The organism is Rhodohalobacter sulfatireducens (assembly GCF_022012475.1).
Taxonomy (GTDB): domain Bacteria; phylum Bacteroidota; class Rhodothermia; order Balneolales; family Balneolaceae; genus Rhodohalobacter; species Rhodohalobacter sulfatireducens.
Window position 1 is genome coordinate 132007 of record NZ_JAKLWS010000004.1, and the last position, 15221, is coordinate 147227.

General features: G+C 42.9%; 9 protein-coding genes. All 9 read right to left on the bottom strand.

Features of this window, described 5'->3' with window-relative positions:
- Positions 1-17: 17 nt before the first annotated feature.
- The 9 genes from L6773_RS05050 to L6773_RS05090 all read right to left on the bottom strand — a co-directional run bounded on the left by L6773_RS05050 (position 18) and on the right by L6773_RS05090 (position 15109).
- On the bottom strand, positions 18-1304 hold the full coding sequence (locus tag L6773_RS05050; protein WP_237852767.1) for a glucosidase family protein: 1287 nt from the start codon (positions 1302-1304) through the stop codon (positions 18-20).
- Positions 1305-1657: 353 nt separating this feature from the next.
- Positions 1658-4411 (bottom strand): GH92 family glycosyl hydrolase, encoded by a 2754-nt coding sequence (locus L6773_RS05055; RefSeq protein WP_237852768.1) that lies wholly within the window; start codon positions 4409-4411, stop codon positions 1658-1660.
- Between the two features lie 78 nt (positions 4412-4489).
- The gene (locus L6773_RS05060) at positions 4490-6895 is read right to left on the bottom strand and encodes a GH92 family glycosyl hydrolase (protein WP_439653424.1); all 2406 of its coding nucleotides are present in this window, start codon (positions 6893-6895) and stop codon (positions 4490-4492) included.
- 132 nt (positions 6896-7027) lie between these two features.
- Positions 7028-7795: an SDR family NAD(P)-dependent oxidoreductase gene (locus L6773_RS05065; RefSeq protein ID WP_237852770.1), complete on the bottom strand. Its 768-nt coding sequence runs from the start codon at positions 7793-7795 to the stop codon at positions 7028-7030.
- 9 nt (positions 7796-7804) lie between these two features.
- Positions 7805-8779, bottom strand: a complete 975-nt coding sequence (locus tag L6773_RS05070) for a DUF4432 family protein (RefSeq protein ID WP_237852771.1) — start codon at positions 8777-8779, stop codon at positions 7805-7807.
- A 68-nt stretch (positions 8780-8847) separates the two neighbouring features.
- Positions 8848-9927, bottom strand: a complete 1080-nt coding sequence (locus tag L6773_RS05075; protein ID WP_237852772.1) for a lactonase family protein — start codon at positions 9925-9927, stop codon at positions 8848-8850.
- 43 nt (positions 9928-9970) lie between these two features.
- Positions 9971-11047 (bottom strand): mannonate dehydratase, encoded by a 1077-nt coding sequence (locus tag L6773_RS05080; protein ID WP_237852773.1) that lies wholly within the window; start codon positions 11045-11047, stop codon positions 9971-9973.
- 17 nt (positions 11048-11064) lie between these two features.
- Positions 11065-14535, bottom strand: coding sequence for a glycoside hydrolase family 38 N-terminal domain-containing protein (locus tag L6773_RS05085; RefSeq protein WP_237852774.1), 3471 nt, complete (start codon positions 14533-14535; stop codon positions 11065-11067).
- Positions 14536-14557: 22 nt separating this feature from the next.
- On the bottom strand, positions 14558-15109 hold the full coding sequence (locus L6773_RS05090) for a hypothetical protein (protein ID WP_237852775.1): 552 nt from the start codon (positions 15107-15109) through the stop codon (positions 14558-14560).
- Positions 15110-15221 lie beyond the last annotated feature (112 nt).

A 15221-nucleotide genomic window follows, 5' to 3' on the forward strand; every position in this document is an offset into this window, starting at 1 on the left:
CAATTTGAATTTTCGGTTTATTGATTTGCAGCCCACTCTTCAAACATTTCGATCGAGGTGTAAAGTACTCCCGCCGATCCTCTGAATGTTCCTGAACCCATCGGCTCATTACTTGGAGTGTACCATTCATAAAAACCATCGTTTTCTACAACTCTTTCGAACATGGGGACGGCTTCTTCATAAGCTTCTTGTACAAATCCGTAACGGATGAGCTGCTGAATCATACGACCGCCAAACCATGTCCAGTCCCCGCCGTTTTGGTAGCCGTACGGATACATCCCTTCATTCATGAAAAAGCCTTCAGGGTAGGGCGGGTAGAGTGTTAATCCTATAGTGGCGGCATTTGCTGCCTCTACATTCTCCCTCATTCGCTGCAAAGCATCATAGACTTGATCTTCAGTAAGCAGTCCTGCTTCAATTGCAACTGCCGTGCCTCCGTGCTGGTAAATTTCATCTTCATTAAAATCATCCGGGAATGGCGAATCATCCAGGTAGCGATGTGGTACAAATTGTTGATTTTCTTCTTCCCAAAGATGATTCATAACATTTACAGAAATGCTCTCGTGAATTTCCATCAATGCGTCTGCTTCTCCAGGCAACATTTCAGCAAGGTTCTGAAGTGCGATCAAAAACATGGCATTATCATAAACATCCACTGCATAGTGAGTATCTTCTGTAAGGAATACTCCCCACTCGTGTTCAGGCTGTACATCTCCCCAATCGGCAGTGGTTGCTCCCCAGATTAAGTCATACTCCTCACTGAATCGCTCATTCATCAGAAAGTCGACAGCGAATAGCATTCGTTCTGCGACGGTCATCTCCCCCACAGTTTCATCTAAAATAGTGTAATCACCCGATCTGTTTACATATTTATAAACCGCTTGTATCAACGAGGATTCATGATCCGTTTCCACTGTATTTTTGTGTGCCATGCGGTCCGGTTCAAGATCTGAATAGATATAATCATATCCGCCCTCTTCGTCTTCAGCACGCGGGATAAAACCATCAACAATTCCGCCCTCATCGCTTTGAAACCGAAAGAATATCAGTAAATTTTCTTTAACAACTTCCTGATCATGCAGTTCCAATGCCAGTTCTATGAATGTATTATAATCCCTGATCCAAACTTCAGAGTAGCTGTCGCCCGCATTAAATCCGGTCGATACAATTTCAATCGCCTTTTCTTTGACAACCGGAATATTTGGGTCGTTACTAAGCGAATCAATGAGTTCGTGATTCGAATTACCTGCAGTACAAGAACTGAGGATAAAGAGAGATAGAAACAGAAGGTATTTGTGTATCATTTTGACATGTAATAAGAATGAAAAATTTCAAAAAAATACGGCTCAGGAAAAAGGAGTCCCTGAGCCGTTTACTGTTATCTTAGCCGTTATGCACAAGTCCGTACTATGATTAACACTATCAATATTCGAGAGCCCGACCTCTTCTCTGCATATCGCACCTAATCTTTCAATTAGGCATAATTTCGCGAAATAATGCCTTTTGTTATACGATTCCAATACCCAATTCATTTTCGCTACAGATGGCAAGATTCAATGTCGCCTTTTAAATTATAAATAAAGAAAAAAATCATTATGTACAAATGTTTAAACATTTAATTAACGACTAAAATGATTCTTTTTTCTCGTAATCTGTACTAATCCACCCAATTTTTATTGGGTTCCGGCCCGAGCCAAATTTCAAGAATACCGCCTGCTGAAAATTCCTTATGGCTGAACCAAAATTGATCCAGAGAATTGCCATTCAATGTTGCTTTTTGGATATACATATTTTCGGTTGAGTTATTATACGTTTTAATAACGAACTCCTCCCCTTCGTAATAAGCCGGATCCAGTTTTATCGTGATTTGATCAAACACCGGGCTGGTAATCTCATATACAGGATTTATAGAGGCAGTACCTCGAAGACTAAAAATCCCCATAGACATTAAAGCACTCATTCCTCCCATCTGCCCCTGGTCTTCATCATGTCCGCCGTACCCTTCCCCCGGAGTCACAGCTCCATATGCTTGTTCATTAACTTTGCGTACCCAATATTGCGTCAGCCAGGGCCTATCGATGTGATTGAAAACATGAGCTCCGGAAAGTCCCGGTTGGTTGGCATAACTCACGTGACCGTCACTATATCCAAATACAAAATCATCCGGTTGAGCCTGTTCAAATGCAAAGTTTAATTTTTCGCTTACCTGTTCATATCCCCCCATCATTTCCGACAGTCCGGCAATATCATGAGATACCGACCAGGTTCCTTGCCACGAGTTTCCTTCAACCCAACCTGAACCGTCCAGGGGATCCTTGTGAAGCCAGTTCCCTTTTTCATCTTTTGGAAAGATCAAGCCTTCTTCATCATTAAACAGGTGTTTCCATCCGACTGAACGATTTAAAAAGTATTCAGAATCTTCATTCTTGCCTAACCCCTTTGCCATTTGAGCCAACGACCAGTCCTGGAAGTTCGCCTCAAGCGTTCGACCTGCATTGTTAATGAAATATCCATTCTGAAGGTAGTGGTCAGTAACCTCAAGCATTCCACCCGGCATATGATTGGATTTCATAGCTTCAAACGCATGTTCATGATCCACTTTCGTCAATATTCCTTTTGTGTATGCCGAGACTATTAGCGGAGTTGCCGGACAGCCGGTCATGATGTAGGAATAGCCACCCACGTTAGGTCCCCTGGGAAGCAATCCTCCATTATCGGCATATTGAACAAGCGAGGCTGAAAAATCATCCAACACTTCCGGCCACGCCAATCCCCATAGAATATTCAAATTCCATTGGGTCAGCCAAAAAGCATCTGAATTGTACATGTGAAACCTGCTTTCACCCTGCTCATCTTTCGGGACTTTTCGAACTTTTAGTCTCGCATTCATCGTGTGCGAACCGACTCTGTCTCCCTGCGTATAATCAGGGTAATCACCACTGTAGTCATCAATCTTACTCCGCCCCATCAACACATGCCACAGATCCGTGTAGAACTTTGTCTTTTGATCATAGGATCCTCCTTCTACATCAATTTTTCCCAGCCAGTGATTCCACTCTTGCCTTGATTCATTTATTACCTGTTCAAAGTCCCAGTGGCCTCCCTCTTTGGCGAGATTATTCCGGGCATTTTCGAGACTGGTATATGAAACCGCAAATTTAACGCTGATCTGATCTCCGGGGGTAACCTTATACCTTGCACTTACACCAGCAGTTGGTGCATCGTGGTAACTTTGTCCCTCATTTTTTGGTGTACTTCCGGGTCTTCCTTCAAGATTATTTATATCATGAAAATATGTTTCACCGTCCCATCCGTCCAATCTTTCAAAAGGACGGTCGAACTCAGCTGCAAAATAGATCTTTACATGATCGGGACCTCCCCAGAAGCGGCCGGTCGTATTAAAATCCCCTTCGATCTTTGTGTTACTCACTTTGGTTACATTTGCGTCTGTCATGGTAGAGGTACCCACATATCCGCCCAGATTCAGAAGGATGTCAGCCACCGTTTCTGTTGTATATGTCAGACGGTAGTAGCTGACCCGATCCGTACTTGTTTGTTCAACCCACACGTAATAGTCCTCAAGATATTGCCGATGATAACCGGGCTGAACGATTTCCGCGTCATGAGAGAATGATGATTTCCAGTATTCTTCCCCTTTCAAAGGATCAATATCTCCGGTTGTAGGCATCATGGTGAGTCCAGATAACATCCAGCCATGTATTTGAGGGTACCCTAACACCTCTGTTGTATTGTAATTATACCCACCGCCATCCTGGTTCTTATTTCGGGTCAATGGAGCTGCACCAATCATTCCAAAAGGTCGTCTTCCGGTGATAAAGAAAAAATATCTTCCTCTTGTAGTTTCGATATACGGATCTACCCAAGATACATAGTCAGAACTCTCATCCGGAGCAGCATACACTTCAATTTCCGATAGTCCCAAATTCAACCCATCACCATCCGTCACTTCAAAGCGAACCCATTCGACCTCTTTTGGCGGAAATGTGATCTCCTTTGGGCTGCCGTCATTTGGAATCTGGAATACACTTATCTCCTCTCCGTCACTAAAAAATAACGTACCTCCGGCCGTGTGGGTTTTTTCATCTGCCCGGTCAAAGAGAATAATTTTATTTATTTTTTGAGGAGCATCCCAATCCAGTTGAATCCATGGATAATTGATAGCTCCCCAGGAAGTGATACCGCTCTCCGAAGTCCACTCCCCGTAATTGGCAATTCGAATAATCCCATCCGTAACGTTCGAATCACTTTTTTCTTCACCCCAATTATAAGAACTCGTTACCGTTGCCACCGGGGCAATATTAGATGAACTCGATATCTTCCCTGACGTCAAGCCGGACTCAGTTTGGGCTTTTATACCTTCAGCCATCATTCCTGTCAATAGAATAGCCATCAAGAAATAAATAGTCCTCAACCTCATAAAACGGCAGATTTTTTTAAGAAAGTTTTGGCTCATCATTAACCATATATTTTAATTCTCAGGCTCCGACAATGATGGTGGAGCGTCATCTTGTTCGCTTCCCCAATCTTTGTTGGGTTCGGCTCCCATCTCTAAAATGAGTGTCCCTCCATCTGCCAGTTCTGAATGATAGAACCATGGCTTATTTAGAGGTTCTCCATCGATAGTCGCCGACTGGATATACCTGTTTTGATCTGAATTATTCCTTGTTTCAATGACAAATGTATCACCTGTATAATAATCTGAATCAAGTTGAAACGTGATCTTATCAAAAATCGGGCTTCCAATTTCATAAACGGGATTTGACGCCGCTCCTCCATTTACGGAAAACAGACCTGTTTTAAAAAGCACAGCAAGGGCACCCATCTGTCCCTGGTCCTCATCACCATTGTACCCGGTTTCTGGTGATAAACCCTGGTACACTTTTTCAGTCACTTCACGTGTCCATTTTTGTGTTAGCCAGGGACTTCCGGAATAGTTAAAAAGCCAGGCCATCTGCTGGGTTTGTTGATTCCCGTAATTAACATACACTCGCCTCAGCTCTCGTAATGTCTCCTGGGCATGAGCACTTCCGGATGTAAAGTTATGTTCCCGGGCTCGTTCAAAAGCGTTATTTAATTTGGAAGTGAAATTTTCCCTTCCATCCATCAAGTTGATCAGGCCCTGAACATCATGTGGCACCCACCATGTGGATTGCGCCGCATTCGTTTCAACCCAGCCCTCACCGTACTCTAAAATGTCGAAGGGTTCCTTCCATTCTCCGTTCTGGTTGCGCACCCACATCCAGGTAGAATCGGCATGCCAAAGATTTTCATAGTTTTTGGCTCTTTTGGAAAAGCGATCCTGATCTTCAGAATATCCGAGGCCGGCAGCCATTTCGGAGAGCGCCCAATCCTGGTAGGCATATTCCAATGTCTGTCCCGCTCCGTCTTCGTGAAAGCCACAAGGCTCCTCATTTAGCGGGAAAGGTATATACCCTCTTTCGATATATTCATCCAGGCCACCGCCGCAAAACGTATCATGTTCATAACCGGCCTTTGCCATAATGCCACCGGGCATATGGTTCTTTTTCATACCCTCATACGCTTTTTCAACATCAAAATTTCGAATCCCTTTTGAATAGGCACTTGCGATAAAGGGTGAAAATGAAGCACCTGTCATGACAAAGGTATAATTGCCGCCCGAAGGTCCCCGCGGTATCAAACCACCGTCATCATACATGAGCAGCATTGAGTTTACAAATTCCTCTGATATTTTAGGGTAAGCCAGGTGCCACAGGATGTTCAAGTTCCAATGCGACCCCCAAAAAGAATCGGAATTATAGTGATTAAATAACGGCTCTCCCGAGCTATTCAGGGGGATCTGACCGATCCGTGGTTCATCGCCTGTCATATCTATATATTTCCCATTCACATCACTGACGGTGCGTCTTCCCTGCAGAGCTTTCCAAAGATCTGTATAAAACCTGCTTTGCTCTTCTTCTGTACCTCCTTCCACCTCAATTCTTGTGAGTGCTTCATTCCACTCGTTCTTGGAGTCTTGTACAACTTGATCGAAATCCCAATGAGCAAGTTCGGTATCAAGATTGAGCCTGGCCTGTTCAGTACTTACATAGGAGATGGCTACCTTCATCAATCGTTCTGTATTATCCCGGGTACTGAATTGTACATATCCCCCTGTATTTTCTCCTTCGATGATCTCATCTGCCTCAAGGAGTTCACCATCTTCCCAACCGCCAAACGTATCGAAGGGCTGATCAAAATCAGCAACAAAATAGACTGTGAATGGTTTCGGCCTTCTTATTGTGGGTTCCATCACGGCGTACCCTTTCAGCTCAGTATCACTTACCTTTTCTATATATCCACTTTGTGTGCCGGAAGGTCCCAACATTGTAGTAAAATCAAAATGAATATAACTGCTGTCTGTCGGTGGAAACTGGTACCTGTGAAAACCAACCCGCTTAGTAGAAGTTAGTTCTGCGGTGATATCATAGGCATCCAGTGTGATTTTATGATACCCGGCTTCTACTACCTCCGAATCGTGGCTATAAGGTGAGCCGTATACCTCAGGTCCCATGTGACCTCTGAACTCGCCATTGGTGGGCAATACAGGAATTCCTGAAATCTGCCAGCCGTGAATATGGCTAAACACTTTAACTGAGTCTTTATCGAATTGATATCCTGATTCCCAGGCCCCATTTAAGTCCATATCCGGGCTCAAATTCACCATTCCAAAGGGCCTCGTGGCAGAGCTAAAAAATAACCACCTTGAATTTGAGGCATCTATCAGCGGATAGACCTTGTCCACAACTCTCGACTGATTATTTTCTACAATATAGGTTCGAGGTTGACAGGCACTGAAGAATCCAATTACAGCAATAACTACTAATACAGTCCAATTAATCTTTAAAGATTTCATCATTTTTCTAGGTACACATTTTTTGGGTGACACAATAATACAACCATTTATTACTACATGAGACCGTTTTTGTTATTAAGCTTTTGAAAACATTTTTACAAAGCTGTTATGACATTTTCTAATAGTTTTTTATCAATCCTGCTTTTTACTCCCTGCAACCATAACACCCAACCCGCCATCAACACGAATAGCTTGTCCTGTAATAAACTCTGCTTTCTCACTTGAGGCAAAAAAGATTAGCTCTGCAATTTCAGATGGGTCTGCTACACGATTGGCTAAATGCATATCTTCACACTCCTTATAAACTTCTTCAGGATTTGGTGACTCCTGTATGGCTTTTTGAAGCATGGGTGTATCCACGGTTCCCGGACAGATCGCTATCGAACGTATTTCGGGACTGTAATCAACAGCAATGCTTCGTGTAAGACCTAAAAGAGCTGTTTTTGATGTTGTATAGGCAGCCACCTTCTGCTGACTCAAAAATGCCTGGACACTGGAAACATTGATAACAACGCCTTTTCCGTTTCGAAGCATCGAAGGAATGCATTCCCTCGCACAGATGAAATGACTTTTCAAATTTACATTCATCACCCTGTCCCAAAGCTCATCTGATGTTTCTGTAACGGCACCATAAGGGTTGATTCCGGCGTTGTTGACAAGCACACTAATTTCACCGAACCGGTCGATCGCTTTTTCAACTGCTCTCACTACTTGATCTGTATCAGAGACATCACATTTGATAAATTGAGATAAATCTCCCAAACTCTCCGCCAATTTATTCCCTTCTTCATCATCCACATCAAGAATAGTGACATGATGAGAGTTTTCTGCGAATAAACGTACACAGCAAGCCCCGATTCCTTTGGCACCTCCGGTTACAATAATGTGCTTTTGCTTCATAATTATTCCTTAACTGTTATCCACCGGAAAAGCCTTTATCGATGTTTTTTTAGTTTCGCGGGGATCGAGACGCAACCACTCACCTCTCTGAATAGCTCCTTCAGGGTCGGATGGACTCTTAGATGTCCAGGGTTCTAATGCTATTGCATACGTATTGCCCCACCAGGGAGAGTCTTTGGTGCCATATCGTTCCTGCCAAAACCAAACATATTCATAAAGTGAGGCATCCCATTCTAAACCGAAACCGATCTTTTTTTCCTTGTTCATAATGGTGTACCTGCCTGTATCTCCAAACCCGGATAAGTAGGCAAGATCCGAATAGGGCTGTTCATTTTCCGCCGGAATAAAACTTGCGTCATCTTCCTCTCCCAAAATGGTTAAAGCCTTTGGCCATTCAGTTTCAATTCCCGGTTTAAATCGCCTGTGATCCGGCATATTGGGTTCTGTTTCCATCTTTTTTGCATTGATTTCAACGGTTGCTCCGTCTTTTAAGAATGGCATACCAAAAGCAATATGCTGGCCCCACATCATATCAAAATGAGTATTCGATTCATTTGAAACAGAAGAGGATATATGTAATTTCGGGCTATTGTTTGTGAGCGTTATTGTTTTTTCGACCATTAATGGAGTACGCAGTGGACGAACCCAACATTTCAGAGATACTTCTTCCTGGCTGTTATTAATGATGCTATAGTCCCAGGGAATCGCCCATGCTTCACCATGCTGACCAAATATAGAACCCCGGTAATTGAAAGAGGGGCTGTTTGGCAGTGTTTCCTGCCATCCGCCATAGTAATAGTCCTCCATTTGATTGGCTGTATCCCGTATCTGGGGAAAAGTTTTTTGAGGATTCTCGATCTCTCCGGGCAACCGTAAAAGTAAATTCAGGTCTGCAGGTTTATACCGAAATTCAAAAATATCAGCTCCACGCCCCACAAGTATACCCACTCTTATCAGGTCATTTTCTAACCAGACAACTTGCATACCATTGTATTGCCATTTGTCTGTGATAAAACACCGATTCTTTGGAAAAGATATCATAGCAAACCAGCTTAGGGAGTTAAAAATTGAATACTTACCGGAGTTCCACATTCAAAGGATGATGCGTATTCACCTACAGGCAGACCAGACTCATCGTCCAACCGAAATGGCACAATGGAGTCTGTGTCCTGGTTAGCTACCAGTAACCAGGTGCCTGTAGGATCAACAGCAAAATCGCGGGGAGTTTTTCCCCTGATTGAAAACCAACTTTCATACTTCAACTTTCCAGATTCACCAATAGAATGAACGATAATACTATTATGCCCCCGGTCGGATACATAAAGGGCTTTATGATTCGGGTGAATGCGAATTGCTGAACCGGCAGCCTGCCCTTCATACTCTTCAGGAAGAGCTGCGATATCCTCAATTAAACTCATATTCCCGGTTTCCTGGTCCCAATCATAAACCAATATATGTGAGTTCAGCTCGCAGTAGACGTATGATTTGTTTAGCGGTTCATTCCAGACTAAGTGCCGAGGACCATATCCCGGAGGCACATCAATACTCCTTATGATATTCTCAAGGTCGGCCATATCATGAATCCAGATTTTATCGCTTCCCAAATCGCAGACATACAACCATTTATTATCGGGAGAAACCACTGCCTGGTGAGCATGAGAATCTTCTTGTCTTTCTACATTTGGTCCACTCCCCTCATATGTAATAATCTCTGTAGCTGGAGAAATTTCGGACCCGTCAAAATTATACGCTGTAAGCTTACTATCCATGTAGGAACTGAGGAATATTCGTTCTCCGTTGCGGTCAGACGCAATATGGCAGGTAGATTTTCCGTGTGAAGGTTGGGTTGATAATTGGGATAGTGAGCCATTGCTGCCAATTGAAAAAACACTCACAGATCCAATCTCAGAGAACCTGTCGATCGCAGCAAACAGGTACTTTTCGTTCGGACTTTTATCCAGATACGTAGCATTGACTCCCTCTTCACAGAGGCTGTTTTTTTGAATGTTTCCTGTTTTTAAATCAAGAGTACAAGAAAGAATGCCATCCCCATTTGCAGTGAGAACATAGGGACCTTCATCTGAATATGAACCGACGAAAAAATTTACAGTTTTACCTTTTTCTTCATCCATCTCATCGCTCATTTCTATTGAAATTTCGTTTTTAATTAGATTTTCAGAAGTACTGAAGCAGAGCTTTTATATAACCCATACTGAACGCCATCCCGGCATGCCATGGTGCTTCGCAAGACATTTGAGGAGCATGGTCCGGAATAATCATACCCCGGTAATCGTGTTTTCTGAGAATTTGTACGATTCGAGCCATATCAATATCACCCTCATCCACAAAAGTCTCTTTGTAATACGGCACCCTATTTCTGACATTTCTAAAATGGATATAGCCAATCTCATCTCTTTTAGCAAAATGCTCAACCGTCTCATAGATATCTCCTGAGGCCATCTCGGCTATAGTCCCCAAACAAAGTTCCATAACGTGATTTGGGCTTTCACTGGTTTTAATGATCTCTTTAAAATGATCCGGTTGATACCCAAGCCGTGGCTGTTTTCTGATCTCTTTAAGGGGCGGGTCGTCGGGATGCATGGCTAATTGAACACCGGATTCTTCTGCAACAGGTAAAATTTCATTTAAAAAATCCCGATGTCGCCTGATCAATTCCTGTCGGCTGATCGGTTCGATGATATCTCCAGGTTGAATCTGTGAAGAGTCATAAATCATATTCCAAACCATTCCACGTGGAATAGGAGTGTCGATAACTTCAGACTTACCTTCCATCCCTACAGCAACCGCACCACCACGTGCAAATCTCCCCCTTATTCTGCCGGCAACTCCAGCCAAAGAGAAATAATATCCCAGGATTGGAATTCCGGCCTTTCCCATATTTCGGACGAGTTGTTTGACATTCTCAACCTGTTCATCACGTTTGGGACCATCCAGCAAGATGTCATGCCAGAATACGGGGTTGATATTCTCCAGGGCTTCCAGTTTAAGGCCGTGCTTGGCTAGCCGTTTCTTCAGTGAAATCAGCGTCTCGTACGGCCAAACTTCCTCTTTTTTTGCAATGCCCCATCCCATTTCCTGGTCTCCTACGGGCTGATCTGTCCTGTTCTCATCCTCACCTTTGTTAAAATAATCGGTGAGATGCGCAACAATGTGGGTAGCACCTGCTTGCCGTGCAAAGGCAAAGTGTTCATCATCGAGCATCTGTTTATATAAGCCAAACCCTAATTTCACAATGTAAACCTATCCTGTTATTGGTCAAACAACCTGCTTTTTGTTACGAGCCTGATCGTAGTGTATCGATTCGCCTGATATGGGATACTTACCACATTATTTTCAACGCGCAATTCTCTCTGGTTCTCTTCCACTCCATTTGCCAGGTAGGCCGCATCAATATCCAGCAGGTCTGTTGACAATTCGGTTTCACCTTCTTTACCTGCTGTTTCAAGAAGTCTGAGTATCCATCCATCTCCATCCTCAGCCTGTTTAAGAGTAACAAATTGTAAGTTTTCTGATTCTGTTAAAGAAAAGAATTTCCCTTTTTCAGCGGACAACGGACGATCTTGTGCCTCTACACCGGCCGCCCAGGTAGAAAGAAGCGGATACCCAATTATCGGGCTCCGAATATCGGCATCAAATTGAGCCAACTCTTCCCGACTCATATTTTCACCACTTGTAATGGAGTAACTGAAGATAAATTCTCCCTCCTGGCTCGCCTTGTAATTGGTAAACCAGTAGTTGTTCATCACGTAAGAGAAAACATGGCCATTCTCAATATCTAAATGAGTAGGCCACTCCCCACGATTAATATCGGTCAAAGTAAACAAAGGAGCATCCGGAGAAGCCCATGCTATTGAATAATTACCGTCGTTTACCCTAACAAGATTTTGGGTCGTAAACCATTCTCGTGCCGCCCCCGGAAGTTGGTCCTCATTTGGACGCAACCAGCCATTTTGAATTTGATAGGCAACCTCAGGATCTTCGGACATAAAAGGAAAAGCAAAATAAACCCCCTCTTTATCCAATGTTGATGCTTTATGAACCGTGTTAATAATATCAACCCGTTTGATGTCATTATATAACCTGTATTCGCTGCGAATCATCGGTGTGATTTGCGACCGGGCTTCAACTATGATCCTCTGTCCAACAGATGTCTCACTATTTTCTATAATTCTGACATCTGTAGGTTTATGGATCTGCAGGTCAGCCGGCGGTATCCCCATGCCGTGGTTGATAATTTTTGTATCCTCACCACCACTTACATACAGATATTCGTTCAGAGAGTATGAGGCGTTTTCATCGACAATCTCTTTACCGGATTCTTTATCATATACACGAATCAGTCCACCTGTAGTGGTATCTACTGTCAGCCTGTAATACTGATTCTCAGCAGTGCTACCTGAAAATTCATCTTTTTCAGCTGGTGGAGTATCTGCTGATCGTATCTCATAACCTTTATAGCCCATCGCAGGAATATCTCTGGCTATAAAGCGAATTTTCCTATAACCATCCTGCTCGTAAATTACGTCGTATTCCACCGGTATCTCTTTCTCCAGGTCAAAGAGATATTCCCCGGCGTTCAGTTCTAACTCAACTGGATTGGATCGCATCCAGGGCTGCCAGTTGTACGCAAAAACGGTACTCCCTTCAACCTTAAATAACTGACTAACCCGGTTCAGTGAACGTGTCAAAACTGTACGTGTGCTCAAGTCAGCTTTGTTTGCGTAATTCTCTTTGATCTCCCACTGTCTCGTCACAAATTCTCTTTCAGGCTGACTGATTGCATTAAAGGCTCCCCAGGTATGTTCATTATAAAAGAGTATGTTTTTCCAAATGTCATTGAATAGTTCAGACTTATAAGAATATCTCGGCATCAACATTGATGAAAAGCTTGCTGCAGTTTCAGCCATTGGCAGCATCTCTTGGGCCTTCTGAACTTTTTTGGTTGCCTTGGAGGTCGAGGCAGCTCCATCTTCCCAGTAGGCACCCGCTCCCCCTCTGTACGTTTTGAGTTCGTTACTAAAATTTTCATCTATATAATCATAGAAATCTGCATCTGAGGCGGTCACCAGTTTGGGATATTCAAATTCTGAATTCCACTCTTCAATGATGGTAGCATCGGCATCTTCCGGAATCAATGCATTATCCACGTAGGCTCCGTAGATCATAATTGCGTCTGGTGCGTAATCTTCTCTGCGATAACGCTCCAGTGCCTGGGGAACATTTACCTTCATAATGTCGAGATTCGGAGGACCCTGCCAGCCTCCAACCCTTGTCAGCCTGGCCAGGTGCAGATAGCTCCTGGCATACCATTTCATAATTTTTTCTCCGTTCATCCCCTCCCAATAGAATGGAGATTCTTCATTGAGATTACTGAATCGAAGAATTGGAGCCCTGGTTTGATTACTTCCGACTACAAATCCTTTTACTCCAACATCCGTAAGCAAAGTCGGAAGAAACCAGCTGTGTGAAGGGGCGTCCGTTAACGAGGCCCAATTGAAATCAATTCCATGGTCCCGGTGCAATTTATACGTGTAGTAAGTAGCCCTATAGAGCTCTTCTCCGGATGAAAGACCCGTCAGAAGATTTAAATACAAAGCATTGACCGGCGCTCTGCCTTCAACAGAATACTCCAGAAATTTGTTTTTGTAATAATCGGTTCTGCTTTCCAGGTAATTATCAACCAGCCAGCTCGTCTCGAAATTGAACACATAAGATGGATACTGATCCAGCACCTCAAGCACACGATCTGTATTACGATTATCCAGCTCATTCACGTGTGGCTGCAGGTCGGTAAAACCTACATCATTATGAACCCGGGGCGTTACAAAAAGCGTCCATTTTTTTTCGGGTACATATTGCTGTTCAATACTCACTGAGTTCTGATCCAGACTCACGTTAAGGGTGATCTTTTCGGCAGCCTCTAAGTCTGGCACCATGACCTTTTTCCGCAGTAATCCGAAATCATACCCATCGCTATCAAATGAAGTAGTAACTCGTTCATTTTCAAACTCTATCTCTGCTTCGCCATTCTCAAAAGAAGATTCAAAAGGTATCTCAAGATGAGCTACCCCCTTTAGTTCTCCATCTTCGTATTGATAGTATACACTTGGTTTCAAATGGGGAGGTATCGACGTCACGTCTTGATTTTCATTATTCTCAAAACTAATTGCATCATAAGACATCCCCCCCACACCGATAGGAACAATAGTAATTTGATTATTTTCTTCATGAACCCACTCCCCATTAATCGGTACAACTAAACGCTGTTTTGTTAGAAGTAGCGAATTTGCTTCTCCGTCATTTGCATCCTGTTTAACGTCGTATTCAACCGAAAATATTCCATTTTTTCCGTTTACGGATATCTCAATCAGTTCCGGTGATCCGGTGCTGTAGATTAGATCCAGGGTTAACCTGTAGTTTTCTCCCTGGTGGTCTGGCAAATCAAAAACTATGTTATAAGGGCTTTCTTTTTCACCTTTAATAGGCGACTTCGAACCCAAATGCCGGCCGGGAAAATCGGGTGATTGATGCTCAGAAACATCAAAAGTAAGCTCCTCCTGATGACCGGCCTTGAACTCTATTGATAAGCCATCGTTTTCACCAATTTTCCATATATACTCACTTTGATCAACTATGGACTTCGCATTTGAAAAATTTACAAATGCAGGATATACGAAAATTGAAATTATGCTAAATGAAAGTAGAATTAATTTCTTCATATTATTTACCAATTTTCATGAATTAGTTCGATGATGCCTTTGAATCAGAGAGCCTGTTTTTCTCTTTCTTATCTCTGCTCACTAATTCAAATTCAACAGAATTTCTATCGCCCTCTAGTTGTGCATTCTCTTGGTGTTCTGATTTTTTAAATCGCACTTTAGTAACATGCGAACGACTGGTAAATTCACGTAGTTTTGATTCAATTCTTAATAAACCACTCCTTTGATCTTCTGTTAAATTATAGTGGGCCCTGAAAATGAGATGATGGGTGTCATCCACTGTAATCCCCGTTTTATCAGTGTGTAGTGGATTATTATCCAGTTTTAAAACCAGGGCTTTATTAAGCTTGGTGATTATTTCCTGTTTACCGTCTGAAAATCGATCCCAATCAATCACTCCATTTTTAATCATCTCTCTTCCGCCTAAAGCTTCTAACTCGAAAGCGTTCATCCTAAGCTCTAAGTGTAAAACCGAGTCTCGTTGAATGACTGTCAATTCACTCGTATAAATATCATGGCCATTGGATTGAGTATAACCCAGAAATATGATCGATAGGGCTAGTACTATTTTCATCAGTCCAACGTGTCTAACTTTACGTGCAGATTCCATTCTATTATTCCTATTGCTGTTATTTTATAAGCAAAGTGAATGTAAACCAGGTTTATTCGACACAACAAGTCATGGT